The sequence below is a fragment of the Pseudomonas sp. CAN1 genome, assembly GCF_030462585.1.
Classification (GTDB): Bacteria; Pseudomonadota; Gammaproteobacteria; order Pseudomonadales; family Pseudomonadaceae; genus Pseudomonas.
Genome location: NZ_JASMRU010000015.1, coordinates 30,730 through 56,807, shown reverse-complemented (window position 1 = coordinate 56,807; position 26,078 = coordinate 30,730). Strand labels below are relative to the sequence as shown.

At 66.4% G+C, this 26,078-nt stretch carries 19 protein-coding genes; 11 read left to right on the top strand and 8 right to left on the bottom strand.

The annotated features are described in order from the left end of the window. Positions 1-60: 60 nt before the first annotated feature. The 7 genes from QO207_RS19235 to QO207_RS19205 all read left to right on the top strand — a co-directional run bounded on the left by QO207_RS19235 (position 61) and on the right by QO207_RS19205 (position 12,154). Complete coding sequence (locus tag QO207_RS19235; protein ID WP_301533913.1) at positions 61-1,401, top strand: imelysin family protein; 1,341 nt, start codon at positions 61-63, stop codon at positions 1,399-1,401. Between the two features lie 199 nt (positions 1,402-1,600). Further along, positions 1,601-3,025: a di-heme oxidoredictase family protein gene (locus QO207_RS19230; RefSeq protein ID WP_301533912.1), complete on the top strand. Its 1,425-nt coding sequence runs from the start codon at positions 1,601-1,603 to the stop codon at positions 3,023-3,025. Positions 3,026-3,040: 15 nt separating this feature from the next. After that, positions 3,041-4,102 (top strand): imelysin family protein, encoded by a 1,062-nt coding sequence (locus tag QO207_RS19225; RefSeq protein ID WP_301533911.1) that lies wholly within the window; start codon positions 3,041-3,043, stop codon positions 4,100-4,102. Positions 4,103-4,266: 164 nt separating this feature from the next. Beyond that, entirely contained in the window at positions 4,267-5,361 is a 1,095-nt protein-coding gene (locus tag QO207_RS19220; protein ID WP_301533910.1) for a DUF1513 domain-containing protein, read from the top strand. A 488-nt stretch (positions 5,362-5,849) separates the two neighbouring features. Further along, a complete protein-coding gene (locus QO207_RS19215; protein ID WP_301533909.1) occupies positions 5,850-7,475 on the top strand; it encodes a methyl-accepting chemotaxis protein in 1,626 nt (541 codons plus the stop codon). Positions 7,476-7,778: 303 nt separating this feature from the next. Continuing rightward, the gene (locus tag QO207_RS19210) at positions 7,779-8,900 is read left to right on the top strand and encodes an efflux RND transporter periplasmic adaptor subunit (RefSeq protein ID WP_301533908.1); all 1,122 of its coding nucleotides are present in this window, start codon (positions 7,779-7,781) and stop codon (positions 8,898-8,900) included. 194 nt (positions 8,901-9,094) lie between these two features. Continuing rightward, positions 9,095-12,154: a multidrug efflux RND transporter permease subunit gene (locus QO207_RS19205; RefSeq protein WP_301533907.1), complete on the top strand. Its 3,060-nt coding sequence runs from the start codon at positions 9,095-9,097 to the stop codon at positions 12,152-12,154. A 560-nt stretch (positions 12,155-12,714) separates the two neighbouring features. On the opposite strand, the gene QO207_RS19200 is transcribed toward QO207_RS19205, so the two are convergent. The 4 genes from QO207_RS19200 to QO207_RS19185 all read right to left on the bottom strand — a co-directional run bounded on the left by QO207_RS19200 (position 12,715) and on the right by QO207_RS19185 (position 17,809). Continuing rightward, a complete protein-coding gene (locus tag QO207_RS19200; protein ID WP_301533906.1) occupies positions 12,715-13,830 on the bottom strand; it encodes a WG repeat-containing protein in 1,116 nt (371 codons plus the stop codon). A 104-nt stretch (positions 13,831-13,934) separates the two neighbouring features. Continuing rightward, positions 13,935-15,299, bottom strand: coding sequence for an MFS transporter (locus QO207_RS19195; RefSeq protein ID WP_301533905.1), 1,365 nt, complete (start codon positions 15,297-15,299; stop codon positions 13,935-13,937). Between the two features lie 469 nt (positions 15,300-15,768). Further along, complete coding sequence (gene hemH / locus QO207_RS19190) at positions 15,769-16,791, bottom strand: ferrochelatase (RefSeq protein WP_301533904.1); 1,023 nt, start codon at positions 16,789-16,791, stop codon at positions 15,769-15,771. Positions 16,792-16,903: 112 nt separating this feature from the next. Continuing rightward, positions 16,904-17,809 carry a TIGR01777 family oxidoreductase gene (locus tag QO207_RS19185; protein WP_301533903.1) on the bottom strand — a complete coding sequence of 302 codons (906 nt, stop codon included), beginning with the start codon at positions 17,807-17,809 and terminating at the stop codon, positions 16,904-16,906. Between the two features lie 277 nt (positions 17,810-18,086). On the opposite strand from QO207_RS19185, the gene QO207_RS19180 reads away from it, so the two are divergent. The 4 genes from QO207_RS19180 to phrB all read left to right on the top strand — a co-directional run bounded on the left by QO207_RS19180 (position 18,087) and on the right by phrB (position 22,601). Then, entirely contained in the window at positions 18,087-19,070 is a 984-nt protein-coding gene (locus tag QO207_RS19180) for an NAD(P)/FAD-dependent oxidoreductase (protein WP_301533902.1), read from the top strand. Between the two features lie 163 nt (positions 19,071-19,233). Further along, positions 19,234-20,193 carry a DUF523 and DUF1722 domain-containing protein gene (locus tag QO207_RS19175; RefSeq protein WP_301533901.1) on the top strand — a complete coding sequence of 320 codons (960 nt, stop codon included), beginning with the start codon at positions 19,234-19,236 and terminating at the stop codon, positions 20,191-20,193. A gap of 18 nt (positions 20,194-20,211) precedes the next feature. Then, on the top strand, positions 20,212-21,162 hold the full coding sequence (locus QO207_RS19170; RefSeq protein WP_301533900.1) for a MerR family transcriptional regulator: 951 nt from the start codon (positions 20,212-20,214) through the stop codon (positions 21,160-21,162). Beyond that, positions 21,159-22,601, top strand: a complete 1,443-nt coding sequence (gene phrB, locus QO207_RS19165) for a deoxyribodipyrimidine photo-lyase (protein ID WP_301533899.1) — start codon at positions 21,159-21,161, stop codon at positions 22,599-22,601. Before QO207_RS19170 ends, phrB begins: the two co-directional genes overlap by 4 nt. Before the next feature lie 463 nt (positions 22,602-23,064). Here the strand turns inward: phrB and QO207_RS19160 are convergent, their stop codons facing one another. The 4 genes from QO207_RS19160 to prmC form a co-directional block, all read right to left on the bottom strand. Then, positions 23,065-23,586 (bottom strand): acyloxyacyl hydrolase, encoded by a 522-nt coding sequence (locus QO207_RS19160; RefSeq protein WP_301533898.1) that lies wholly within the window; start codon positions 23,584-23,586, stop codon positions 23,065-23,067. A 116-nt stretch (positions 23,587-23,702) separates the two neighbouring features. Further along, positions 23,703-24,497 carry a glutamate racemase gene (gene murI / locus QO207_RS19155; protein WP_301533897.1) on the bottom strand — a complete coding sequence of 265 codons (795 nt, stop codon included), beginning with the start codon at positions 24,495-24,497 and terminating at the stop codon, positions 23,703-23,705. Continuing rightward, positions 24,490-25,245, bottom strand: a complete 756-nt coding sequence (locus QO207_RS19150; protein ID WP_253451117.1) for a molybdopterin-synthase adenylyltransferase MoeB — start codon at positions 25,243-25,245, stop codon at positions 24,490-24,492. Before QO207_RS19150 ends, murI begins: the two co-directional genes overlap by 8 nt. After that, positions 25,239-26,069: a peptide chain release factor N(5)-glutamine methyltransferase gene (gene prmC / locus QO207_RS19145; RefSeq protein ID WP_301533896.1), complete on the bottom strand. Its 831-nt coding sequence runs from the start codon at positions 26,067-26,069 to the stop codon at positions 25,239-25,241. Before prmC ends, QO207_RS19150 begins: the two co-directional genes overlap by 7 nt. Positions 26,070-26,078: the final 9 nt, after the last annotated feature.

The following is a 26,078-nucleotide window of genomic DNA, read 5'->3' as shown; positions in this document are numbered from 1 at the left end:
GCGGATTTTCTTGCGCAGTCCTTTTTACGTGCGCCTCTTTTCCATGCAAAGGAACCCGTCATGACTCGTATGCCCTGGGCCACTGCCAGCCTGCTCGCCATCGCCATCTCCCTCGCCGGCTGCGGCGATGACAAGAAAGCCGAAGCTCCCGCCGCCGCCGCGCCGGCTGCCAGCACCCAGAGCACTGCCCCGGCAGCGACCGCCAAGGTCGACGAAGCGGCGGTCAAGGCCGTGGTGAAGAACTACCTGGACATCGCCGAAGCCACCTACGGCGACGCCCTGACCACCGCCAAGGCCCTGCAGACCGCGGTCGACGCACTGATCGCCAAGCCCAGCGAAGAAACCCTGAAGGCCGCCCGCGAAGCCTGGATCGCTTCCCGTCCGTCCTACTCGCAGAGCGAAGCCTTCCGCTTCGGCAACTCGATCATCGACGACTGGGAAGGCGCGGTTAACGCCTGGCCGCTGGACGAAGGCCTGATCGACTACGTCGCCAAGGACTACCAGCACGCCGAAGGCAACGCCGGCGCCACCGCCAACATCATCGCCAACACCGAGATCCAGGTCGGCGAAGACAAGATCGACGTCAAGGAAATCACCGGCGAGAAGCTCAAGGGCCTGAACGAGCTGGGCGGCTCCGAAGCCAACGTCGCCACTGGCTACCACGCCATCGAATTCCTGCTCTGGGGCCAGGACCTGAACGGCACCAAGCCGGGCGCCGGCGACCGCAAGTACACCGACTACGCCCAGGGCAAGGACTGCACCAACGGTCACTGCGACCGTCGCGCTGCCTACCTGAAGGCCGTCACCGACCTGCTGGTGTCCGACCTGGAAGAAATGCACGGCAACTTCAAGGCCGGCGTCGCCGACAACTACCGCGCCAAGGTCGAGGCCGACACCGCCGAGAACAACCTGCGCAAGATGTTCTTCGGCATGGGCTCCCTGTCCCTCGGCGAGCTGGCTGGCGAGCGCATGAAGGTCGCGCTGGAAGCCAACTCCACCGAAGACGAGCACGACTGCTTCAGCGACAACACCCACAACACCCTGTTCTTCAACGCCAAGAGCATTCGCAACATCTACACCGGCGAATACAAGCGTACCGACGGCAGCGTCGTGAAGGGCCCGAGCCTGTCCGACCTGGTGGCCAAGGCTGACGCCCAGGCCGACACCGATCTGAAAGCCGACCTGGCCAACACCGAAGCCAAGATGCAAGTCATCGTCGACCGTGCCGAGAAGGACGGTGTGCACTTCGACCAGATGATCGCCCCGGAAGACAAGGACGATCAGCAGAAGATCCGCGACGCCATCGCCTCGCTGGTCAAGCAGACCGGCGCCATCGAGAAGGCCGCCACCGCGGTCGGCGTGCAGGACCTGAAGCCGGACAACGCTGACCACCAGTTCTGATCAGCCTGTCCTGAAGGGTTGCAGACGCTGCGGCTCCACGCCGCAGCCACCTGCAAGCCTCTGCAAAGCCCCGCCCCGCGGGGCTTTGTCATTTCCGGGCGGCAAAAGAAGTCGTTCGCAAATACAAATTTTTCATATTTGCATTTGACGCCCCTGCTACCATGGCGCGCTGCCATATACCGCCCTGGAACCCCCGCCAATGCTCCACCGTCGTACCGCCCTGTGCCTTGTGCCGCTGCTGTCTGCCCTCGCCCTTGCCGCGTGCAAGCCGGAGACCTCCCAGCACGCCGTGGCCGAACCTGGCGAAGCACTGTCCGGCGGCGCCACCACGGTGAAACAGAGCGACCGCAACGCCTATTCCATGCCCTCGGGCAACCTCACGCCGAGCCGCCGCCTGGACTTCGCCGTGGGCAACAGCTTCTTCCGCAATCCCTGGGTGATCGCGCCGACCACCACCACCGCGCGCGACGGCCTCGGCCCGCTGTTCAACACCAACGCCTGCCAGAACTGCCACATCAAGGACGGCCGCGGCCATCCGCCGGAGCTTGGCGACGTCAACGCCGTGTCGATGCTGGTGCGCCTGTCGATTCCCGCCGGCTCCGCCGATGTCGAAACCATCAAGCGCCTGGGCGTGGTGCCCGAGCCGGTGTACGGCGGCCAGTTCCAGGACTCTGCCATCCCCGGCGTGAAGCCTGAAGGCAAGGTGCGGGTGGATTACGAGCCGGTGACGGTCACTTTCAAGGACGGCACCGAAGTCGAGCTGCGCAAGCCCAGGCTGCTGATCAGCGACCTGGGCTACGGCCCGATGCACCCGAACACGATGTTCTCCGCGCGCATCGCCCCGCCGATGATCGGCCTGGGCCTGCTGGAGTCCATCAGCGAGGCGGACATCCTCGCCAACGCCGATCTCCAGGCCAAGGGCAGCGATGGCGTCCAAGGCCGGCCGAACCGGGTCTGGGACGAAGCGCAGCAGGCCACCGTACTCGGCCGCTTCGGCTGGAAGGCCGGGCAACCCAACGTCGCCCAGCAGAACGCCCACGCCTTCTCCGGCGACATGGGCCTGACCAGCGACCTGCTGCCCAGCGACGACTGCACCAAGGCCCAGGTCGACTGCCTGAACGCCATCGACGGCGGCAAGCCGGAAGTCAGCCAGCACATCTTCAACCAGGTCGCCTTCTACGCCCGCAACCTCGCGGTGCCGGCGCGGCGCAAGGTCGACGACCCGCAGGTACTCTCCGGCAAGGGCCTGTTCTTCGACTCCGGCTGCGCCAGCTGCCACACGCCCAAGTTCACCACCGGCGCCAATGCAGCCGAGCCGGAACTGGCCAACCAGGTCATCCGCCCCTACAGCGACCTGCTGCTGCATGACATGGGCGAGGGACTAGCGGACAATCGCCCGGAATTTCTCGCCAGCGGCCGCGACTGGCGCACGGCGCCGCTGTGGGGCATTGGCCTGACCGAAACGGTCAACGGCCACACCCAGTTCCTGCATGACGGCCGCGCCCGCAACCTGCTCGAAGCCGTGCTCTGGCACGGCGGCGAAGCCGAGGCGGCCAAGCAACGCGTACTGAATTTCGACGCCGGGCAGCGCGATGCCCTGCTGGCGTTTTTGAACTCACTCTAAGGAGCCGAGCCCACCATGTTCCGCCCCCGACTGCTGATCACCAGCCTCGCCATCGCCCTGGGCGCCTGCTCGCCCACCGACCCGCAGGCCACCACCAGCGCCACGCTGGCCCAGCAGGTGATCCTGCCGACGTACAGCCGCTGGGTCGACGCCGACCGCGCGCTGGCCGCCAGCGCCCTGGCCTACTGCCAGGGCAAGGAAGACCTGACCAAGGCCCGCGCCGACTTCATGGCCGCGCAGAAGGCCTGGGCCGAGCTGCAGCCGCTGCTGGTCGGCCCGCTGGCCGAGGGCAACCGCTCCTGGCAGGTACAGTTCTGGCCGGACAAGAAGAATCTCGTGGCGCGCCAGGTCGAGCAGTTGCTCAACAGCGGCAACGCGATTTCCCCGGCGACCCTGGATAAATCCAGCGTCGTGGTCCAGGGCCTGACCGCCTACGAATACATCCTCTACGACGCCAAGATCGACCTCGCCAACGCCGAGACCAAGGCGCGCTACTGCCCGCTGCTGGAAGCCATCGGCAGCCACCAGCAGGCCCTGGCGGAGAGCATCCTGGCGCAGTGGAAGCAGGACGGCGGCATGCTCGCCCAGCTCTCCAAGTTCCCCAACGAGCGCTACGCCGATGCCCACGAGGCCATCGCCGAGCTGCTGCGGGTGCAGGTCACCGCGCTGGACATGCTGAAGAAGAAACTTGGCACCCCACTGGGCCGCCAGAGCAAGGGCATCCCGCAGCCGTTCCAGGCCGAAGGCTGGCGCAGCGACATGTCGCTGGCGAGCCTGGACTCCAGCCTGACCGGCGCCCAGGCGCTGTGGGACGGCACCGACAAGAAGGGCCTGCGCGCCCTGCTGCCGGCCGAGCAGAAAGAGCTGGCCGGCAAGATCGACGCGGCCTACGCCGACGTCCACGGCAAGCTGAAGGCGATCAACCAGCCGCTCAGCGAGCTGCTCAAGAACGAAGCCGGCCTCAAGCAGTTGAACGAGCTGTACGACAGCCTGAACGTTGTCCACCGCCTGCACGAAGGCGACCTCGCCAAGGCACTTGGGGTGCAGCTGGGGTTCAACGCCAACGACGGGGATTGATTCGATCTGCTGCGCGTCGGCCATGCGTCTGCTGTGTGATTTAGGGACGGCGCGTCGGATTGCTCATTGGCTGGAGCCAACTCCGCATCCGCCGCACCATCCCGCCTAGCCTGGCTCTAGCTCGCAAGATCGATGGGATGCAAGAAGTGATAGAGGTGCAAGCCATGTTGCGACGTAACGTGATCGCCCTGGGCAGCCTGCTGCTTGGCGCCCTGACCTTCGGCGGCTGGACGCTGTCACGCAAGGGCAAGGAGCCCCTGGTGCTGTCCGCCCGTGACGACGCGGATGGCAAGCACTACGCCGTGGGCTATCGCCTGGACGGCAGTTGCGCCTTCGCCACCGAAGTCGGCCTGCGCTGCCACGATGTGGTGCAGCACCCCAGCCTGCCGCTGGCGCTGTTCGTCGCGCGCCGGCCGGGCCGGCACAGCTACCTGATCGACCTGAACGACGGCCGCCTGCTGCAGACCGTCGATTCGCAGGCCGACCGCCACTTCTACGGCCACGGCGTGTGGCACAAGGACGGCGAGTGGCTGTACGCCACCGAGAACGACACCACCGATCCGGGCCGCGGCCTGCTCGGTGTGTACCGCTTCGACGGCGAGCGCCTGAGCCACACCGGCGAGGTTTCCACCCACGGCCTCGGCCCGCACCAGGTGTCCTGGATGCCCGATGGCGAGACCCTGGTGGTGGCCAACGGCGGTATCCGCACCGAGGCCGAAAGCCGCGTGGAGATGAACCTCGACGCCATGGAGCCGAGCCTGGTGCTGATGCAGCGCGACGGCGCACTGATCTCCAAGGAAACCCTGCCGCAGCAGATGAACAGCGTGCGCCACCTGGCCATCGCCGCGGACGGCACCATAGTCGCCGGCCAGCAGTACATGGGCGACTCCCACGACCGCGCCGACCTGCTCGCCATCAAGCGTCCCGGCCAGCCGTTCCAGCCCTTCCCGCTGGCCGACGAGCAACGCCAGGCGATGACCCAGTACACCGCCAGTGTCGCCGTGCACGACGAGCTGCGCCTGGTCGCCCTGACCGCCCCGCGCGGTAACCGCTTCTTCATCTGGGACCTGGATACTGGCGCCGTGCGGCTGGACGCGCCGCTGCCCGATTGCGCCGGTGTCGGCGCGGTGAAGGACGGCTTCGTCGTCACCTCCGGCCAGGGCCGCTGCCGCGTCTACGACTGCCGCAGCGAACGCATCGCCGGCACGCCGCTGGAACTGCCCGCAGCGTTCTGGGACAACCATCTGCACCTGGCCTGACAGGTCGCCGGAAGCAACGTCACGCTCGGCGTGGTGGGAATCCGATCGCGGATGAATCCGCTCCTACCCATCCGGGAAATCTCCGCCCCTCGCGGCGGGCCAACGGGYRRCGTAGGAGCGGACTCCGTCCGCGATGGTCAACCGCCAAGCTCGGAGCCGCCGGATAGCGATAGCGGATGAATCCGCTCCTACCTACCGGGAAATCTCCGCCTTTCGCGACGGGCCAACGGGCAACGTAGGAGCGGACTCCGTCCGCGATGGTCAACCGCCAAGCTCGGAGCCGCCGGATAGCGATMGCGGATGAATCCGCTCCTACGCAACCGGCAACCGGCAACCGGCAACCGGCAACCGACGGCATCAGGCCAGAACGCCCGTACCAGAGCGCCCGAAAACCCTTACCACTCGTCTCCCTGGCCTCAGGAAGACCGCCACGCGGCCGATGCAAAGGCTGACCGATTCCCACCCTGCGTCTTAGAGGCGTAAACCCGATGTCCCCCAACACTTCCTTGCGTACCCAGATCCTTTCGCTGCTGGGCGGCAGCCTGCTGCTCGTGCTGCTGATCGCCCTCGCCTGCTTCCACTTCCTCTCCGGCAGCGTCGGCGCCTACCAGCGCCTGCTGGACGGCCCGCTGCAATCCTCGCAACTGGTCGACCAGGCCAACCTGGCCTTCAAGATCCAGGTGCAGGAGTGGAAGAACGTCCTCCTGCGCGGCCAGCAGCCGGCCGACCTGAACAAGTACTGGGGCCAGTTCGAGGACCAGGAGCGCGCCGTCCAGGACGTGCTCGGCCGTCTGCAACAGAACGCCGCCGACGAGCCGCAGCTCAAGGCCCAGGTGACCCGCCTGCGCGACGAGCACCGCCAGCTCGGCCAGGCCTACCGCAAGGGCCGCGACGCCTACCTCGCCGCCGGCAGCGACCCGCGCGCCGGTGATGCCGCGGTGAAAGGCATCGACCGCGCCGCCAGCGAGCAGATGGCCGCCCTGGTGGACAGCCTGCACCGCGATGCCCAGCAGGAAGCCCAGAACATTTCCGCCAGCGCCCACAGCACTGTCATCAGCGGCAGCCTGATCCTGCTGATCTCCGGCATCGTGCTCGGCCTGCTCAGCCTGTGGCTGGTCAACCGCAACCTGATCGGCCCGATCGCCCGCCTGATCGAACACATCGCCCAGCTCAGCGAAGGCAACTTCGGCGAGCGCGTCGACGCCAGCCGCCGCGACGAACTGGGCCGCCTGGCCCGCGCCGCCAACACCTTGCGTGACTTCCTCGCCGAGACCTTCACCCGCCTCAAGCACAGCACCACCGAGCTGGACACCGCCAGCGGCGAGCTGAACGCCATCGCCACCCTGATGGCCGAAGGCACCCGCGAGCAGTTCTCGCGCACCGACCAGGTGGCCACGGCGATGCACGAGATGTCCGCCACCGCCCAGGAAGTCGCCCGCCACGCCTCCGACGCCGCGCGCGCCGCCGACGATGCCGACCAGCACGCCCAGCAGGGCGGCGAGGTGATGAAGACCACCATCGTCACCATCACCGAGATGAGCAACGAGATCGCCAACACCGCCGAAGTCATCCGCCGCCTGGAAAGCGACAGTGGGCGCATCGGCAAGGTGCTCGAAGTGATCCGCGGCATCGCCGACCAGACCAACCTGCTGGCGCTCAATGCCGCCATCGAGGCCGCCCGCGCCGGTGAAGCCGGCCGTGGTTTCGCCGTGGTCGCCGACGAAGTCCGCACCCTGGCCCAGCGCACCGCCGAATCCACCGCCGAAATCCACCAGATCATCGACACCGTGCAGACCGGCTCGGTCAACGCCCTGCGCGCCATCGAGAGCGGCCAGACCCGCAGTGAACAGGGAGTGGAACGCGTCACCCAGGCCGGCGAAGTGCTGCGCAGCATCACCCATGCCGTGGAAGCGATCCGCGACATGAACCGGCAGATCGCCACCGCCGCCGAAGAGCAGACCTCGGTCGCCGAGGACATCTCGCGCAACCTCACCGAGATCACCGCCATCGGCGCCACCAACGAAGAGAACGTGGTCCGCACCCAGGGCGCCAGCCGCCACCTGCACGGCCTCTCCGGCGAGCTCGCCGACGTCACCCGCAAGCTCAGCGCCTGATCCTCTTCAGCCACATGGACGTGGCTCTCCCTTCACCACACTTCTCCACCACATTCCGCCGCACCGATCCAGCGCACATCTTCCGCAAACAACCTTACTTTTCGTGGGAAACCTCTTGTAATCCCAGCCCTTTGACTATCCACCGTTTCAGGCATAAGGTGCGCAATTCCGCCCCGCAATGGGGCGTCCCACGTATCGGCTTCAACGCCTGATCGACATCTGCGCGAACGGAAGGCCGCCCGGCAAATTGTGGGCGAGCGATCGCGCCCGATAGCAGCCAGGCACGTACCAAGGAACAGGAAGATGTTGCGCCGCATGCTGATCATGCTGGGCGTAGTTGCCGTCATCGTTGCGGTGCTCGCCGGCTCGAAATACCTCTCCATCAAGAAACAGATCGCCATGTTCACGGCGCCGCGTCCACCGGTGAGCGTGAACGCCGCCAACGCCGAAGAACGTGACTGGCAGAGCCGCCTGCAGGCCATCGGTACCCTGCGCGCCATCCAGGGCGTGACCCTGACCGCCGAGGTTTCCGGCACAGTCAGCGCGGTGCAGTTCGTCTCCGGCGACAAGGTCAAGGTCGGCCAGCCGGTGGTGCAACTCGAATCCGACGTCGAACAGGCCACCCTGCGCACCGCCGAGGCTGACCTCGGCCTGGCCCAGGTCGAGTACGAGCGCGGCAAGAGCCTGGTGGGCCGCCAGGCCATCTCCAAGAGCGAGTACGACCGCCTTGCCGCCCAGCTGAACCGCTCCACCGCCACCGTCGCGCAACTGCGCGCGGCGCTGGCGAAGAAGCGCATCCTCGCGCCCTTCTCCGGCACCATCGGCATCCGCCAGGTGGACGTCGGCGACTACGTCTCCCCCGGCACCGAGATCGTCACCCTGCAGGACCTGACGACCCTGCAGGTGGACTTCTTCCTCCCCGAGCAGGACTTCCCGCTGCTCAAGCGCGGGCAGAAGGTCGTGGTGCGCGTGGCAGCCTATCCGGGCCAGAGCTTCGATGCACAGATCGACGCCATCAGCCCGCGGGTGGATAACCAGACGCGCAACCTGCTGGTCCGCGCCAGCATGGCCAACCCCGACGGCAAGCTGCTGCCGGGCATGTTCGCCAACCTCGAAGTGCAGCTGCCGGACAGCGCGCCGCGCGTGGTGGTCCCCGAGACCGCCGTGGCCTTCACCCTCTACGGCAACTCGGTCTATGTGGTGGTACCGCACAAGCCCAAAGAGGGCGAGAAAGCCGAAGACGCCAAGACTGACGACAAGTCGCCGAAGCTGGACGTCGAACGCCGCTTCGTGAAGACCGGCGAACGCCGCGAAGGCAGCGTGGTGATCGTCGAAGGCCTGAAGGCCGGCGAGCAGGTGGTGACCTCCGGCCAGCTCAAGCTGGACAACGGCACCGCCGTGGCCATCGCCAAGGACCCGCAGTAACGCACAGCAGTGCCTTCGCCCCCGGCGAGGGCAACCAGAGACAACCGCTCTGCCCGGATTTCGCGAGCTAGAGCCAGGCAAGGCGGAGGGGATTGGCGAAAGCGGAGTTGGCTGTAGCCAATGAGCATTTCGACGATTCCCTCCAACGCCGCATGGCCGACGCGCAGCAAATCCGAACACAAAGGATTGAGCTTATGGGCTTCACCGATCCCTTTATCCGTCGCCCGGTGCTGGCGACCGTGGTCAGCCTGCTGATCGTCCTGCTCGGCATGCAGGCCTTCAGCAAGCTGGTGATCCGCGAATATCCGCAGATGGAAAACGCGCTGATCACCGTCACCACCTTCTATGCCGGCGCCAACGCCGAAACCATCCAGGGCTATATCACCCAGCCGCTGCAGCAAAGTCTCGCCAGCGCCGAAGGCATCGACTACATGACCTCGGTGAGCCGGCAGAACTACTCGGTGATCTCGATCTACGCGCACATCGGCGCCAACTCCGATCGCCTGGTCACCGAGCTGCTGTCGAAGATCGGCGAAGTGAAGACCCAACTGCCGCCCGACGCCGAAGACCCGGTACTGGACAAGGAAGCCGCCGACGCCTCGGCGCTGATGTACATCAGCTTCTTCAGCGAGCAAATGAACAACCCGCAGATCACCGACTACCTATCGCGGGTGATCCAGCCCAAGCTCGCTACCCTGCCGGGCATCTCCGAAGCCGAGATCCTCGGCAACCAGGTGTTCGCCATGCGCCTGTGGCTGGACCCGGTGAAGATGGCCGCCTACGGCATCACCGCCGGCGACGTGGCCAGCGCGGTGCGCGAGTACAACTTCCTCTCCGCCGCCGGCGAGGTGAAGGGCGAGCTGGTGGTCACCTCGGTGAACGCCGCCACCGACCTGAAATCCCCGCAGGCCTTCGCCGCCATCCCGCTGAAAACCGCCGGCGATCGCCGCGTGCTGATGGGCGACGTGGCGCGCATCGAACTGGGCGCGGCGAGCTATGACGCGGTCAGCTCGTTCAATGGCATCCCCTCGGTGTACATCGGCATCAAGGGCACGCCCAGCTCCAACCCGCTGGACGTGATCAAGGAAGTCCGCGCGAAGATGCCGGAGCTGGAAGAACAGCTGCCGCCGGGACTGAAGGTGTCCATCGCCTACGACGCCACGCGCTTCATCCAGGCCTCCATCGACGAGGTGGTGAAGACCCTCGGCGAGGCAATCCTGATCGTCATCGTGGTGGTGTTCCTGTTCCTCGGCGCCTTCCGCTCGGTGATCATCCCGGTGGTGACCATCCCGCTGTCGATGATCGGCGTACTGTTCTTCATGCAGATGATGGGCTACTCGATCAACCTGCTGACGCTGCTGGCCATGGTGCTCGCCATCGGCCTGGTGGTGGACGACGCCATCGTGGTGGTGGAGAACATCCACCGCCACATCGAGGAGGGCAAGTCGCCGTACCAGGGCGCTATCGAGGGCGCGCGGGAGATCGCCGTGCCGGTGGTGACCATGACCATCACCCTGGCCGCGGTGTACGCCCCCATCGGCTTCCTCAGCGGCCTCACCGGCGCACTGTTCAAGGAGTTTGCCTTTACCCTGGCCGGCGCGGTGATCATCTCCGGCATCGTCGCCCTGACCCTGTCGCCGATGATGTGCTCGCGCCTGCTGCGCCACGACGAGAACCCCAGCGGCCTGGCCCATCGCCTGGACCAGATCTTCGAGGGCCTGAAGGTGCGCTACCAGCGCCTGCTGCACGGCACCCTGAACAGCCGGCCGGTGGTGATCGTCTTCGCCCTGCTGGTGCTGGCGATCATCCCGCTGCTGATGATGTTCACCCACAAGGAACTGGCGCCGGAGGAAGACCAGGGCATCGTCTTCATCATGGCCAACGCGCCGCAGACGGCGAACCTCGACTACCTGTCGAAGTACACCGCCGAGTTCGAGGGCATCTTCCGTAAATTCCCCGAGTACTATTCGGCGTTCCAGATCAATGGCTACAACGGCGTGCAGACCGGCATCGGCGGCATGCTGCTCAAGCCCTGGGACGAGCGCGACCGCAGCCAGATGGAACTGCTGCACGCGGTGCAGGCGGAGCTGAACAAGATCCCTGGCCTGCAGATCTTCGGCTTCAACCTGCCGTCGCTGCCGGGTACCGGCGAGGGCCTGCCGTTCCAGTTCGTGATCAATACCGCCAGCGACTACCAGTCGCTGCTGCAGGTGGCGGAACGGGTGAAGAAGCGCGCGGAAGAGTCGGGCAAGTTCGCCTTCCTCGACCTCGACCTGGCCTTCGACAAGCCCGAGCTGGTGGTCGACATCGACCGCGCCAAGGCCGCGCAGATGGGCGTCACCATGCAGGACCTCGGCATATCCCTGGGCGCGCTGCTGGGCGAAGGCGAGATCAACCGCTTCACCATCGACGGGCGCAGCTACAAGGTCATCGCCCAGGTCGAGCGCGCCTACCGCGACAACCCGAGCTGGCTGAACAACTACTACGTGAAGAGCCAGAGCGGCCAGCTGATCTCGCTGTCCACCCTGGTGACCTTCCACGAGCGTGCGCGCCCGCGCCAGCTCAACCAGTTCCAGCAGCTCAACTCGGCGATCATCTCCGGCGTGCCGATGGTCAGCATGGGCGAGGCGATCGACACGGTGCGCGGCTTTGCCGAAGAGGAATCGCCGCGCGGCTTCTCCTTCGACTACGCCGGCGCCTCGCGGCAGTTCGTGCAGGAAGGCAGCGCCCTGATGATCACCTTCGCCCTGGCGCTGGCGGTGATCTTCCTGGTGCTGGCGGCGCAGTTCGAGAGCTTCCGCGACCCGCTGGTGATCATGGTCACGGTGCCGCTGTCGATCTGCGGCGCGCTGATCCCGCTGTTCCTCGGCCTGTCGAGCCTGAACATCTACACCCAGGTGGGGCTGGTGACGCTGATCGGGCTGATCAGCAAGCACGGCATCCTCATCGTCGAGTTCGCCAACCAGCTGCGCCACGAGCGCGGGCTGTCGGTGCGCGAGGCGGTGGAGGAAGCCGCGGCAATCCGCCTGCGCCCGGTGCTGATGACCACCGCCGCCATGGTGCTCGGCGTGATCCCGCTGCTGCTCGCCACCGGCGCCGGCGCAGTGAGCCGCTTCGACATCGGCGTGGTGATCGCCACCGGCATGAGCGTCGGCACGCTGTTCACCCTGTTCGTGCTGCCCTGCGTGTACACGCTGCTGGCCAAGCCGGACCAGAAGCCCGCCGAAACCGCCGCGCCCGCCCCGGCGCACTGAACGAAAAAGCCCCGCAGATGCGGGGCTTTTCTTTGGGCAGCTCCGCTACCGATACATCCGGAGCTGCCCAGTAGGATGGGTGGAGCGCAGCGATACCCATGCTGCCGGTGGGCAAAATCGATGGGTATCGCTTCGCTCCACGCCATCCTACGACGTGCTCATCCTGAACCTGCGAAGCGGATAAAGCGTTCCGCTTTATGCGCCTTACGACAGCAGGACAACTCCGGTGCTATGCATCCGTGTAGGAGCGAGCTTGCTCGCGAACCGCCCAACGCCGCAGCGCCGGTGGACACCCGGTCTTGTAGGATGGGTGGAGCGCAGCGATACCCATGCTGCCGGTGGGCGAAAACGATGCGTATCGCTTCGCTCCACGCCATCCTACGACGTGCTCATCCTGAACCTGCGAAGCGCATAAAGCGTTCCGCTTTTTCCGTCTTACGACGGCAGGACAACTCCGGTGCCATGCATCCGTGTAGGAGCGAGCTTGCTCGCGAACCGCCTGATACCTCGGCACCTGGGGGCACCTTGTTCGCGAGCAAGCTCGCTCCTACAGGCGGCTGTCACGGTTCAGGGATGGAAAACGCCACCAGCCGATAGCCTTCAGCGGTACGAATGAAATCGAAACTGGCGTGCCTGACCGGCTCGAACGAGCCCTGCTGCCAATGCTCCATGGCCGACACCTTGGGCGTCTGCCACTGGGCGAACTCGCCGCAGCTGTCGAAGTACTGCGGGTCGCGCTCAGCGTCGAAGGGCCAGCCCATGTCGTCCGCCCGCACGCCATAGCCGGCGGAGGTACGCAGCGCTTCCAGCCGCTTGCGCAGCGCCGCACCGTGCTTCTGCAGCACCTCATCCGGCGTTGCAGCCTGCCAGTCATCCAGCGCTTCGCTGCCCTGCCCGCTCCAGATCTGCTGGTAGCTGTGGGCCTTCAGCGATGCATCGTCGAGGTGCGCGAGGAACTCGTCGCGGAACCAGGCGGCGAAGTCCTTCTCGATGTCGACGAAGCTGATGTAGCGACCGTCGACAGCCTTGAACGAAACGCGGCGCGGATCGCTGGACGGCTGATCGCCGGTCTGCCGCGAGAACCAGTCCAGCGTGCCGGCGCGGGTGGTGTCGAAATCTTCCACCAGCGTCTTGCCGCTACGGTCGATCAGCAGTTCCTTGCCGCCCTTCCAGCCCTGATGTTCGCACTGCTCCAGCTTCACGCCAGGGTCGGCGCACTGCCGCGTAGCGCCCTTCAGGGCCACGACCATGCCGTTGCGCAGGGCACTGGCGTCGCTCAGCTCGGCCGGGATCAGGACCTGGCCGTGACTATCGAGGAAACCGACCTTGTCACGCTGGCGGTCGCGGAAGCGGATGCTCCCCTCGCTCTCGCAGATGGGCGTGTTGTCGAAGATGTAGAGCGAATCCGCCGCCACCTGGCGACCATCGCGCAGCAGGTAGTAGGTGCGGTAGCCGCCGGCCGTCTCCTCGCCGGTGGCGATGATGTGTTCGAAGCGCCGGGCGATGGTGAACATCGGGCTGAGCTTCGGCTCGACCTTCACCTTGCCCTGGGCATCCTTGAAGCCGATCAGGTCGTTCTGGGTGAAGGCGACCCAGGGTTCCTCCGCCGCTGTCGATGCGCTCAGCGCCAGCGCGCCCAAGGCTGCCAGCCATACGCCAATGGTCTTTGCTTCCATGCTGGAAATCTCCCGTCGAATCCCTGTTCCAGCGCATTGTGCCACGGGCAAAGAAAAGCCCCCGCGCATTGCTGCGCGGGGGGCTCGATCTGGCTGAAGAACTATCAGGCCGGCTGGCGTTGCATCGCACCACCCTCACTCTCGCCTTTCAGGCTCCAACTCTTCAGGTGTTCCAGGCTCGCGCGGTAGGGCTTCAGGCCGTTGGCCAGCAGCAGCGCGCCAGCGACCAGGGCCACGACGCTGACGATCAGCAGCGAGTAGCGCAGCGCCATGTCGTCGGCGAACACGTAGTCGGTCACCAGGGCAATGGCGGTCGGGCCGATGCCCAGGCCGAGCAGGGTGACGACGAACAGGTAGATGGCCGAGGCCTGGCCGCGCATGGAGTTGGGCATGATTTCCTGGATCGCCGCCGGGGCGACGCCGAAGGGCATGCTGAGGAAGAACACGATGGGCGCCATCATCGCTGCCGCGGCGTTGCCGCTATTGAGCAGCGGATAGATCAGGCTCAGCGGGATGGCCAGGCAGGCGGCCAGCAGGCCCACGCGCATGTTGGCGTCGGTGCGCCCGCGCTTGGCCCAGAAGTCGGCCAGGCGGCCGCCGCAGACGATGCCCAGGCAACCGAACACGGCGACGATGCTGCCGTACACCACGCCCACGTGGCCGGCGTCCCAGCCATAGGTACGGACGAAGAAGGTCGGCACCCAGGCGCCGCTGCCGTAACTCGCGAAGGAGATGCAGGCGAAGCCGAAGTTGTGGCAGAGCACGGTCTTGCGGTTGGCGCGCAGGTAGGCGCCAACCTCGCTCATCGGCACCACCACGCCGGCGCCCACGCCACGGCGGGTCGGCTCCTTCACCGCAAGCATCAGCAGGGTGAACAGTACGCCGGCAGCGCCGAGGATCAGGAAGATCAGCTGCCAGGGGCGCACTTCACCGAGGATCGGCAGGTGCACGTCGCCCTGGGCGGAAGCGAACTTGATCACCAGCCCGCCGAGCAGGAAGGCCAGCCCCGAGCCGAGGTAGATGCCCATGGAGTAGACGCTGATGGCGGTGGCGCGGCGCTGGGCCGGGAAGCTGTCGGCGATCAGCGAGTAGGCGGCCGGCGACAAGGCAGCTTCGCCCACGCCGACACCGACACGGAACAGCAGGAAGTGCCAGTACTGGCGCGCCAGGCCGCAGGCGGCGGTCATGGCGCTCCAGATCAGCACGCCGACGGTGATCAGCCCGCGACGGCTGCGGCTGTCGGCCATACGCCCGAGGGGAATGCCGCAGAGGGTGTAGAACAGCGCGAAGGACAGGCCCATCAGCAGGCTCATCTGCGTGTCGCTGATCTCCAGATCGCGACGGATGGGGCCGACCAGCAGGTTGAGAATCTGTCGGTCGATGAAGGAAAGCACGTAGGCGACCATGAGGATCGCAACCGTGGACCAGGCCACGGCACTGGAGGGGTAGCCGTTATTGTTGTTGTTCATGCCGGGCTCCTGAAACGCCGCCAATCGCGGCGAAGGCGAAGGGGAGAACCCGCAGAGTAGGCATTGCGAACGCGTCGCGCGCGCACTATCAAATCTCTGAATGCGCGCGTCGGCCGTTGGCTGATGGATGGGTGGTCAGGGATTGGACGCAGGGTTTCGCAGGGGCCCACCCTGTAGGAGCGAGCTTGCTCGCGAACAAGCTCGCTGGCGGCTCCGGCGTTGGGCGGGTTCGCGAGCAAGCTCGCTCCTACCAAGAGCAGGGGTTCCGTGTAGGGCGCATAAAGCGGAACGCTTTATCCGCCATGGCGGATAACGCTTGAGCCGTTATTCGCCCTACATCACTTGCCTTGTCCCGGAGACAGAGGACAGACCATGCCGGCTGACGACGCAACGCCAACCTGCACCGAACGGTCCCCTCTCCCTCCGGGAGAGGGTTAGGGTGAGGGGAAGCCGCGGTAGCTGCGTCCCATCAGACCGCAGCAAGCGTCCGCTCGCAAAGCTGCGCCAGCGCCCGCGCCCACAGTTCCTGGTCGTTCAGGCAGGGTACCAGCACCAGCTCCTCGCCACCCGCCGCGCGGAACTGTTCCTGGCCGCGCTGGCCGATCTCCTCCAGGGTCTCGATGCAGTCGGCGACGAAGGCCGGGCACATCACCAGCAGGCGCTTCACGCCCTGCTTGCCGAGCTTGTCCAGCTGCGCCTCGGTGTAGGGCTCGATCCACTTGTTGCGGCCCAGGCGCGACTGGAAGGACACCGACCAGCGCCCGTCCTGCAGCCCGGCGCCAGCAGCGAAGTCCTCCGCCGTGCGCAAGCACTGGCTGCGGTAACAGACCGCCATGACGTCCTCGTGCACGCCGCGGCTGGAGCTGGCGGTGAGGTCGTGGCGCTTGTCCTTCACCAGCTTGCGGATGTGCGACTCGGGCAGGCCGTGGAAGCTCAGCAGCAGGTGATCATAGGGTTGTTCCAGGTAGGGCTTCACGCTGTCCACCAGAGCCTGGCGGTACTCCGGCTCGGCATAGAACGGCGGCAGCACCTTCAGCTCCAGCTTGAGGTTGTGCTCGCGCATCACCCGGCGGGCTTCCTCGATGGCGGTGGTGGTGGTGCTGTCGGCGAACTGCGGGTAAAGCGGCGCGAAGGTCACCTGGCTGATGCCCTGCTGGCTCAGGCGCAGCAGCGCTTTCTCGATGGAGGGCTCGCCGTAGCGCATGCCCAGCTCCACCGGGCCATGCGGCCAGAACGGCTTCACCGCCTCCTGCAGACGACGGCTGAGCACCACCAGCGGCGAGCCCTCGTCCCACCAGATCGACGCGTAGGCGTGGGCGGACTCCTCCGGGCGCTTGCGCAGCACCAGCGACACCAGCAGCCGGCGGATCGGCCAGGGCAGGTCGATCACATACGGGTCCATGAGGAACTGATCGAGGTAGCGGCGCACGTCCTCGACCTGGGTGGAGGCCGGTGATCCCAGGTTGACCAGCAGGAGGGCGTTTTGGGTCATGCAGTGTCCTTAAACCGGTGCGGTAGGAGGTCGTCGTGCGGGCTGCGCAGTTTACACGCAGCGTGTCATGTCAAAGTCGGTCGCCGATGCCGCAGGAGCATGCCGCAGGCGATCAGCGCTGTTCGCGCAGCACATCCGCCAGCGCTTCCTTGAACTCCGGAAAACGAAAGGTGAAACCGGCGTCCAGCAGGCGCCGCGGCACAATGCGCTGGCCACCCAGCAGCAGGGTCGACATCTCGCCCAGCAGCATTCGCAGGGCAAAACCCGGCACGTGCATCAGCGTCGGCCGGTGCAGCACCTGGCCCAGTTCCTGGGTGAAGTCGCGGTTGCGCACCGGCTGCGGCGCGCACGCATTATAGGGACCGCTGGCGTCGTCCCTGCGCAAAAGAAAATCGATCAGGGCGATCTGGTCTTCGATATGGATCCACGACATCCACTGCCGGCCATCGCCCATGCGCCCGCCGGCGCCCATGCGGAACGGTGGCAGCATGCGCTTGAGGAAACCACCCTCGGGCGCCAGCACCAGCCCGGTGCGCACCAGCACCACGCGCACGCCAAAGGCTTCGGCCTCGCGGGCGATCTGCTCCCAGGCCAGGCACAGCTCGCTGGCGAAATCTTCGCCGGCCGCCGCGCTGTTCTCTTCCAGCGGGCGCTCGCCGGCATCGCCATACCAGCCCACCGCCGAGCCGTTGATCAGCACGGCGGGGCGCTGGCTGCGGCCTTCCAGCCAGTTCACCAGGCGTTCGGTCAGACGCACCCGGCTGTCCCACAGCAGGGCCTTGCGGCGGGCGCTCCAGGGCTTGTCGGCAATCGGCTCGCCGGCCAGGTTGACCACCGCATCCAGCGGGCCGTCACCGTAGGCTTCGAAATCGGCAATGCCGCGTACCGACTCACCGCAAAGCGACGCTACGCGCTGCGGCTGGCGGCTCAGTACGGTGAGCTGGTGCCCCTCGGCAGCCCACTGGCGGCAGAGGCGGCGGCCGATCAGGCCAGTGCCGCCGGTCAAGAGAATGTGCATGGCGAACTCCTTGTTGCGTTGCTCCACCTTCCATCAGTCTGGACGAGAGGGAGGCGATTGCATTGACACTCCCACTCCGGCGAGGTCTACGCTGTAAATGCCGGAACCGGAGCTGGGCTCATTCCTGAATGAACCGATGCAGCGCCGAAGGTTCCGATGATCGAACTCCTATCGTTGACGAGCGCGAGCCACTGAAACTCAATTGTACAGATAGATTCGTTTGTACAAGAACACCCCGCTCGTTACGCTCCAAGGCAAACAGATTACGAGGCATGTCATGAGCGCCCCCATTGCCATCATTGGCACCGGTATCGCCGGACTCTCGGCCGCCCACGCGCTGCAAGGCGCCGGACAGGACGTCCAGCTGTTCGACAAGGGCCACGGCAGCGGCGGCCGGATGGCCAGCAAGCGCAGCGAAGCCGGGGCCCTGGATCTCGGTGCGCAGTACTTCACCGCCCGCGACCGCCGCTTCCTCGACGCCGTGCAGAAATGGCGCGAGCAGGGCTGGGTCGCCGAGTGGGACCCGGCCCTCTACCAATACCGCGACGGCGAGTTGAGCCCATCGCCCGACGAACAGCCGCGCTGGGTCGGCACCCCACGCATGAGCGCGATCACCCGCGCGCTACTGCAGGACCTGGTCGTCACCTTCAGCTGCCGCATCACCGAGGTGTACCGCGGCGAGGAACACTGGCACCTGCAGGACTCCGAGGGCCAGACCCACGGCCCGTTCAGCCGTGTATTGGTGGCAACTCCGGCGCCACAGGCTGCCGCATTGCTGGCCAGCGCGCCGAAGCTGGCCGCCGCTGCCGCGAGCATCCCCATGGAGCCGACCTGGGCAGTCGCCCTGGCCTTCCGCGAGCCGCTGGATACGCCGGTGCAGGGCTGCTTCGTGCATGAAGGCCCGCTGTCCTGGCTGGCCAGCAACCACTCCAAGCCCGGCCGCGACGAACAGCTCGACACCTGGGTGCTGCATGCCGCCAGCGGCTGGAGCAAACAGCACATCGACCTGCCCAAGGAAAGCGTGATCGAGCACCTGCGCGGCGCCTTTGCCGAGCTGATCGGCTGCGCCGTGCACGCGCCGGATTTCGCCCTGGCGCACCGCTGGCTCTACGCACGGCCCATGGAAGCCCACCAGTTCGGCGCCCTCGCCGATGCCGACCTGGGGATCTACGCCTGCGGCGACTGGTGCCTCTCCGGCCGGGTCGAAGGCGCCTGGCTGAGCGGCCTGGAAGCCGCCCGCCGCCTGCTCGAACACCTCTGATCCACACCTGAACGGCCCGCCCTCTCCGCCACGGGAGAGGGTGGCGGCAGCCCTTCGCTGCGTCCTTAACCCTGTACAAGCCTTTGCACTTGTACAAGCCTGCGCCTATCCTTACCGATAGTTGTACAAATCAATCTTTCTTGTACAAGAATCGGTAGCCGTCATGCCCAATACCTCTCCCCGTCCCAAGCTCGCCATCAGCGCCTGCCTGCTCGGCGAGCCGGTGCGCTACAACGGCGGGCACAAGGCCTCGCGCCTGTGCCTGGATGTGCTGAGCCGCTACTTCGACTTCGTCCCGCTGTGCCCGGAGGTCGCCATCGGCCTCGGCGTACCTCGGCCGACCCTGCGCCTGGTGGGCGATCGTGAAGATCCCCGTGCGCTGATCCAGAGCGACGGCGGCCGCGACGTCAGCGAAGCGCTGCGCGACTTCGGCCGCCGCCAGGCCGCCCAGCAGCAGGACATCTGCGGCTACATCTTCATGCAGCAGTCACCTTCCTGCGGCCTGCAGCGCGTGAAGCTCTACCGCTTCGACGGCCAGCTGCGCCCGCCGGGTGTGCGCGGGCTGTACGCCGACACTTTTTGCGCGGCGCGCCCGGAGCTGCCGGTAGAAGAAGAAGGCCGACTCAACGACCCGGTGATCCGCGAGAACTTCCTCACTCGCGTGTTCGCCTTCGCCTCCTGGCAGAAGCTCTGCGCGGAAGGCCTGAACCGCCAGGCGGTGATCGCCTTCCATTCGCGCTACAAGTACCAGCTGATGGCGCACAACCCGCGCCAGTACAGCGTCCTCGGCCAGCGCCTGGCGGACATCGGCCACCAGGACCTGGAGCCCTTCGCCGCCGAGTATTTCCGCGACTTCATGCAGGCGCTGGGCACCTGCGCCACCCGTGGCACCCACAGCAACGTGCTGCAGCACCTGGCCGGCTACCTCAAGCACGACCTGCCAGGGCCGGAGAAGGCCGAGATGCAGCACCTGATCGACCAGTACCGCTCGGGCGTGATCCCGCTGGTGGTGCCGCTGACCCTGCTCAAGCACCACTTCCGCCTGCATCCTCATCCCTACATCGACGCCCAGGCCTACCTGCAACCGCACCCCGAAGACCTGAGCCTGCGCAATGCCATCTGACGTATCGAAAGGACTCCCATGAATCCCGACCACCCCCACCGCGACTCGGACGACGACTATCGCCAGGCCCTGGCCGAAGGCTGGCTGCCGATCCGCGAAGTGTCCCGGCGCACCGGCGTCAACCCGGTCACCCTGCGCGCCTGGGAGCGTCGCTACGGCCTGGTGGTGCCGCAACGCACGCCCAAGGGCCACCGCCTGTATTCCGAAGCGCAGGTCGCACGCATCCAGGCCATCCTCACCTGGCTCGGCCGCGGCGTGGCGGTGAGCAAGATTCGCTCGCTGCTCGACGAAGACGCCCCGCTGCCGGCGGAAAATACCGCCTCGCCCTGGGACGACCTGCGCCAGCAGTGCATCGCCGCCATCGGCCGGATCAACGAGCGCCAGCTGGACGAACTGTTCAACGGCGCACTGGCGATCTACCCCGCGCAGACTCTCTGCGAACAGCTGATGCTGCCGCTGCTGGGCGACCTCGAATGGCGCTGGCAGGGTCAGTTTGGCGCGCAGCTGGAGCGGGCGTTCTTCCACACCTGGCTGCGCACCAAGTTCGGCACCCGCCTCTACCATCACAACCGCCAGCAGCGCGGCGCCCCGCTGCTGCTGGTGAACCAGTCTGACCTGCCGCTGGAGCCGGGCCTGTGGCTCACCGCCTGGCTCGCCAGCAGTGCCGGTTGCCCGCTGGAAATCCTCGACTGGCCACTGCCGCCCGGCGAACTGGCGCTCGCCGTGGAGCGCCTGCAACCACGCGGCGTAGTGCTCTATGCCAGCCGCACGCTGAACCTGCCGCAGTTGCCGCGCCTGCTCGCCGGCATCGCCTGCCCGGTGCTGCTGGCCGGCCCGGCCACCGCGATCCATCCCGCCGAACTGGGTGAACTGGCGCTGGCCGAACCGCCGCTGCACCTCGCCCGTAATCCGCTGGACGCCTTCGAGCGCCTGCGCGAACTGCACCTGCTCAATGGAGAGGCCGTATGAAGCGCCACCTGGTCTGGCTGCGCAACGACCTGCGCCTGCGCGACAACAGCGCCCTGCACGCCGCCGCCGAACGCGACGGCTCGGTGATCGCCCTGTACCTGATCAGCCCTGCCCAGTGGCTGGAACACGACGATGCGCCGTGCAAGATCGACTTCTGGCTGCGCAACCTGCAGGAGCTGCGCGCCGGGCTCGACAAGCTGAACATCCCGCTGCTGATCCGCACCGTCGAACACTGGAGCGGCGCGGCGAAGACCATCGCCAAGCTGTGCAGCCAGCTGGAGATCAAGACGGTCCACGTCAACGAGGAATACGGCGTCAACGAGGCGCGCCGCGATGCCGACGTGGAGCAGGCGCTGGAAGAAGTCGGCGTGCGTTTCCGCAGCCACCTCGACCAGCTGTTCTTCACCCCCGGCACCATCCTCACCAAGGGCGGCACCTACTTCCAGGTCTACAGCCAGTTCCGCAAGGTCTGCTACGAGCGCCTGAACCTCGGTGTGCCCGCGCTGCTGCCAGCGCCCCGGCGGCAAGAGAAAACCGACGTCGACAGCGATCCGCTCCCCATCAAGGTGAAGGGTTTCGAGACGCCCCCGGACACGCTGCGCGAAGAGTGGCCCGCCGGCGAGGAGGCCGCCCACGAGCGCATCGAGCTGTTCGTCGACGAAATCCTCAAGACCTACCAGGACACCCGCGACCTGCCGGCCCGCGACGGTACCAGCCGCCTGTCGCCGTACCTCGCCGCCGGCGTGCTGTCCCCCAGGCAGTGCCTGCACGCAGCGCTGGCGAACAATCATGGCGAGTTCGAGACCGGCAACAGCGGCGCGGTGAGCTGGATCAACGAGTTGCTCTGGCGCGAGTTCTACAAGCACATCCTGGTCGGCTTCCCGCGCGTCAGCCGCCACCGCGCCTTCCGCGAGGATACCGAGAGGCTCAAGTGGCGCCGCTCGCAGAAGGACCTGGAAGCCTGGCAACAGGGCCGCACCGGCTTCCCCATCATCGACGCGGCAATGCGCCAACTGCTCGCCACCGGCTGGATGCACAACCGCCTGCGCATGGTGGTGGCGATGTTCCTCACCAAGAACCTGCTGATCGACTGGCGCGAGGGCGAGCGCTGGTTCATGCGCCACCTGATCGACGGCGACCTGGCGGCGAACAATGGCGGCTGGCAATGGAGCGCCTCTACCGGCACCGACGCGGCGCCCTACTTCCGCATCTTCAACCCGGTCTCGCAGTCCGAGCGCTTCGACCCGGAAGGCCGCTTCATCCGCCGCTGGGTGCCGGAACTGGCCGGGCTGCAGGGCAAGGCGATGCACGATCCGTCGCGGCTCGGGCTGTTCGGCGTGGAACGTTATCCACAGCCGATGTGCGACCTCTCCGCCACCCGCGAACGGGCGCTGGAGGCGTTCAAAAGCCTCGCAGCCACCAACTCAGTCTCCCTGTAGGAGCGAGCTTGCTCGCGAACCCGCCCAGCGCCGAGTCATGCACTCGGCGTAGGAGCGGACCCTGTCCGCGAATCCATCGCGGCGGGCTCTTCGGAGTCAGGAAGAACTCCAATGCCTTGCGCCTGCCAAGCGCGCTCAGCCATCAACACCGAACGCCCGGTGGGACTCCGTTACCCGCTGTAGGAGCGAGCTTGCTCGCGAACCGCCCAGCGCCAGTTCATCCGACTGGCGTAGGAGCGGACCTTGTCCGCGAATCCATCGCGGCGGAATCTTCGCCCCAAGGAAAGCACCAGGGTTTTGCGCCCGTCAGGTGCGCTCAGCCATCAACACTGAACGCCCGGTGGGACTTCGCGGACAAGGTCCGCTCCTACATGGACGGTAACGGTGGAGCCGGCCTGCGAGGCAAATCCTTCAGACACAAAAAAGCCGGGCACTTGGCCCGGCTTTTTTCGTCAGCGCTCTGTTACAGCGGCATCGTGTAATAAAGGCTGTAGGACTCGATACCGTCGTTCGGTTCCTTGATGCCGGCGTTGGAGTAGTGCATCGCGCGGATGCCCACCGCCTGGCCGCCGCCGAACTTCACGCCAGCGCCGATGCGGTCCTCGAAGTTCACCGCGCCGCCCAGGTCCTTGTCACCGACTTCCGAGCCGGTGAAGGCGGCGACGCCGATGCCGGCCTCGATGAAGGGTTTGACCGAGTCGCCGGAGAATTCGTAGACGAACACCGGGGAGAACGACAGCGAATGGCGGCCACCGGCGCGGTCACCGGCGCTCCAGTAGGTGTAGCCCGCATCCCAGTAGCCGGTCAGGCGGCCGGTGGAGCTTTCCCACCAACTCTTGTCCCAGTCGAATCCCAGGCCCAGGCGATAGGTCATGTCACCCTGGCTGGTCGCACCCACGGCGCCCGTCAGACTGGCGGCCTGCGCGGAAATCACATGTCCGAGCGACAGGGCAGCCACGGCGGCGAACAAGCGTAGTTTCTTCATCGAAACATCCTTTATGAGAAAGCTGAATGAAAAATCCCCGCGAATAGCTGGCGATTATAAGGCCATTTGTCAGCATTTGCTGACAGAGCAAAGTAGGTAGCTAGCTATTTTTTCGATCAGCCAGGGAAGAAATTGACCGGCTCTTCGGCGCCCCAGAGCACCGGCAGGACCCGCTCAAGGCTTTCGACTGCGCCACTGGTCCATAGCTCAGTTTTTCTTGCAGCACCCTCGGCCAGCAGATCGCGCGAGCCAAGCAGGCGCTGCAGTTGGCGGGCGACAGCGGCGCCAGTGTCGATCAGGGAGATATCCGCCGGCACCAGTTCGCGCAGCAGCGGACGCAGGAAAGGATAATGCGTGCAGCCGAGGATCAAAGTGTCACAGCCCTCATTCAGCAGGGGTGCGACATATCCTTGCAGCAGTTCACGGGTCTGAGGACTTTTCAGATCCCCTGCTTCAATTCTTTCCACCAACCCCGGACAAGGCTGGGTCACCACCCGCACATCCCCGGCGAACCGATCGAGCAGTGCGGCAAAGCGCGCGCTCTTCAGCGTGCCGGTGGTGGCGAGCACGCCGACCACACCACTGCGGGTCGCCTCGGCCGCCGGCTTCACTGCCGGCTCCATGGCGACGATGGGCAGCTGTGGATAAAGCTCGCGCAGGTCGGCAGCCGCTGCGGCGGTGGCGGTATTGCAGGCCAGCACCAGCGCCTTGGCGCCACGGGACAGGAGGAACTCGGCGATAGCGCGGCAGCGCGTGCGGATGTACTCGGGGGTCTTCTCGCCGTAGGGCACGTGGCCGCAGTCGGCGAGGTAGATCAGGGATTCATGGGGAAGCCGCGCCCGGATTTCGTGGAGGACACTGAGGCCACCCACACCGGAATCGAACACGCCGATTGGCGCGGCATCAGCCATGCGCGGCTCCGCATACGGCGCATTGCGGATCGCGCTTGACCCGCAGCTCGCGGAAGCGCGTGCCGAGGGCATCGATCAGCAGCAGGCGACCCACCAGCGGCTCGCCGAAACCGGCCAGCAGCTTCAGCGCTTCCAATGCCTGCAGGCTGCCCACCAGGCCCACCAGCGGGCCGACAACGCCGGCCTCGCTGCAAGTCAGCTCGGCTTCGCTACCGTGGCCGTAAAGGCAGTGATAGCAGGGGCTTTCCTCGCGGCGCGGGTCGAACACCGAGAGCTGCCCTTCCAGGCGAATGGCCGCGCCACTCACCAGCGGTTTCTTCGCGGCGACGCAGGCGGCATTCACCGCTTCGCGGGTGCCGAAGTTGTCGCAGCAATCCAGCACCAGGTCGACGCCCGCCACGGCGGCGTCGAGGGAATCGGCGTCCAGCGCCTGGCGATGGGCGACCAGCTTCACGTCCGGGTTCAGCGCGGTGAGGCGAGCGATGGCGGAGTCCACCTTGCCCACGCCGACGCTGTCGGTGCCGTGGATGATCTGCCGCTGCAGGTTGGTCAGGTCGACGGTGTCGAAGTCCGCCAGGTGCAGCTCGCCGACACCGGCAGCAGCCAGGTACAGCGCCACCGGGGCGCCCAGGCCACCAAGGCCGACGATCAGCACGCGGCTGTCCTTCAGGCGCAGCTGGCCATCGACGTCGATCTGCGGCAGGAGGATCTGCCGGCTGTAACGCAGCAGTTCGTTGTCGCTCAGCATGTCCAGCGCCCCAGGCTGATGCGTTCGTGGCCACCCAGGTCGCGACGGCTTTCCACGGCGCTGAAGCCACGGCCGAGCAGCAGCTCGCGCACGGCGTCAGGCTGGTCGAAACCGTGCTCGAGCATCAGCCAGCCGCCGTTTTCCAGGTGATTCGGCGCCTGCTCGATGATCAGGCGGATGTCGTCCAGCCCGTCCTGCCCGGAGATCAGCGCGCTCGACGGCTCGAAGCGCACATCGCCCTGCTTGAGGTGCGGGTCGGTGCTGGGAATATAGGGCGGGTTGCTGACGATCAGCGCGAAGCGCTCGCCCTCCACCGCGGAGAACCAGTGGCTGGCGCGGAAGCCGACGTTGCCCAGGCGCAGGCGTTCGCGGTTGCGCTCGGCCAGGGCCACGGCCTCGGGAATGCGGTCGACGCCCAGCACCTGCCAGCTCAGGCGTTCGCACGCCAGCGCAAGGGCGATGGCGCCGGTGCCGGTGCCTAGGTCGAGCACCCGCGATGGCGAGGCCGGCAGCAGCGCCAGCGCGGTCTCCACCAGCAGCTCGGTGTCCGGGCGCGGAATCAGGGTGTGCGGCGCGACCTCCAGGTCCAGGCTCCAGAAGCCCTGGCGACCGAGGATATAGGCCACCGGCTCGCCGGCCACGCGGCGCGCCAGGTAGCGGTCGTAGAGGTCGTGGGCCTCGCGGCTGACCACGCGCTCGGGCCAGGTGCGCAGGAAGCTGCGCGGTTTGCCCAATGCGGCACTGAGCAGCAGCTCGGCATCCAGGCGCGCGCTGGGCGAGTCCGGCAGTTGCGCCTCGTTGAGCAGGGTCATGATGGTTGCCATGGTCTATCG

What these genes read in the sequence shown, in the direction of transcription:
- QO207_RS19235 (WP_301533913.1), top strand. Translation starts at nt 61, where the DNA reads ATGACTCGTATGCCCTGGGCCACTGCCAGCCTGCTCGCCATCGCCATC.
- QO207_RS19230 (WP_301533912.1), top strand. Translation starts at nt 1,601, where the DNA reads ATGCTCCACCGTCGTACCGCCCTGTGCCTTGTGCCGCTGCTGTCTGCC.
- QO207_RS19225 (WP_301533911.1), top strand. Translation starts at nt 3,041, where the DNA reads ATGTTCCGCCCCCGACTGCTGATCACCAGCCTCGCCATCGCCCTGGGC.
- QO207_RS19220 (WP_301533910.1), top strand. Translation starts at nt 4,267, where the DNA reads ATGTTGCGACGTAACGTGATCGCCCTGGGCAGCCTGCTGCTTGGCGCC.
- QO207_RS19215 (WP_301533909.1), top strand. Translation starts at nt 5,850, where the DNA reads ATGTCCCCCAACACTTCCTTGCGTACCCAGATCCTTTCGCTGCTGGGC.
- QO207_RS19210 (WP_301533908.1), top strand. Translation starts at nt 7,779, where the DNA reads ATGTTGCGCCGCATGCTGATCATGCTGGGCGTAGTTGCCGTCATCGTT.
- QO207_RS19205 (WP_301533907.1), top strand. Translation starts at nt 9,095, where the DNA reads ATGGGCTTCACCGATCCCTTTATCCGTCGCCCGGTGCTGGCGACCGTG.
- QO207_RS19200 (WP_301533906.1), bottom strand. Translation starts at nt 13,830, where the DNA reads ATGGAAGCAAAGACCATTGGCGTATGGCTGGCAGCCTTGGGCGCGCTG.
- QO207_RS19195 (WP_301533905.1), bottom strand. Translation starts at nt 15,299, where the DNA reads ATGAACAACAACAATAACGGCTACCCCTCCAGTGCCGTGGCCTGGTCC.
- hemH (WP_301533904.1), bottom strand. Translation starts at nt 16,791, where the DNA reads ATGACCCAAAACGCCCTCCTGCTGGTCAACCTGGGATCACCGGCCTCC.
- QO207_RS19185 (WP_301533903.1), bottom strand. Translation starts at nt 17,809, where the DNA reads ATGCACATTCTCTTGACCGGCGGCACTGGCCTGATCGGCCGCCGCCTC.
- QO207_RS19180 (WP_301533902.1), top strand. Translation starts at nt 18,087, where the DNA reads ATGAGCGCCCCCATTGCCATCATTGGCACCGGTATCGCCGGACTCTCG.
- QO207_RS19175 (WP_301533901.1), top strand. Translation starts at nt 19,234, where the DNA reads ATGCCCAATACCTCTCCCCGTCCCAAGCTCGCCATCAGCGCCTGCCTG.
- QO207_RS19170 (WP_301533900.1), top strand. Translation starts at nt 20,212, where the DNA reads ATGAATCCCGACCACCCCCACCGCGACTCGGACGACGACTATCGCCAG.
- phrB (WP_301533899.1), top strand. Translation starts at nt 21,159, where the DNA reads ATGAAGCGCCACCTGGTCTGGCTGCGCAACGACCTGCGCCTGCGCGAC.
- QO207_RS19160 (WP_301533898.1), bottom strand. Translation starts at nt 23,586, where the DNA reads ATGAAGAAACTACGCTTGTTCGCCGCCGTGGCTGCCCTGTCGCTCGGA.
- murI (WP_301533897.1), bottom strand. Translation starts at nt 24,497, where the DNA reads ATGGCTGATGCCGCGCCAATCGGCGTGTTCGATTCCGGTGTGGGTGGC.
- QO207_RS19150 (WP_253451117.1), bottom strand. Translation starts at nt 25,245, where the DNA reads ATGCTGAGCGACAACGAACTGCTGCGTTACAGCCGGCAGATCCTCCTG.
- prmC (WP_301533896.1), bottom strand. Translation starts at nt 26,069, where the DNA reads ATGGCAACCATCATGACCCTGCTCAACGAGGCGCAACTGCCGGACTCG.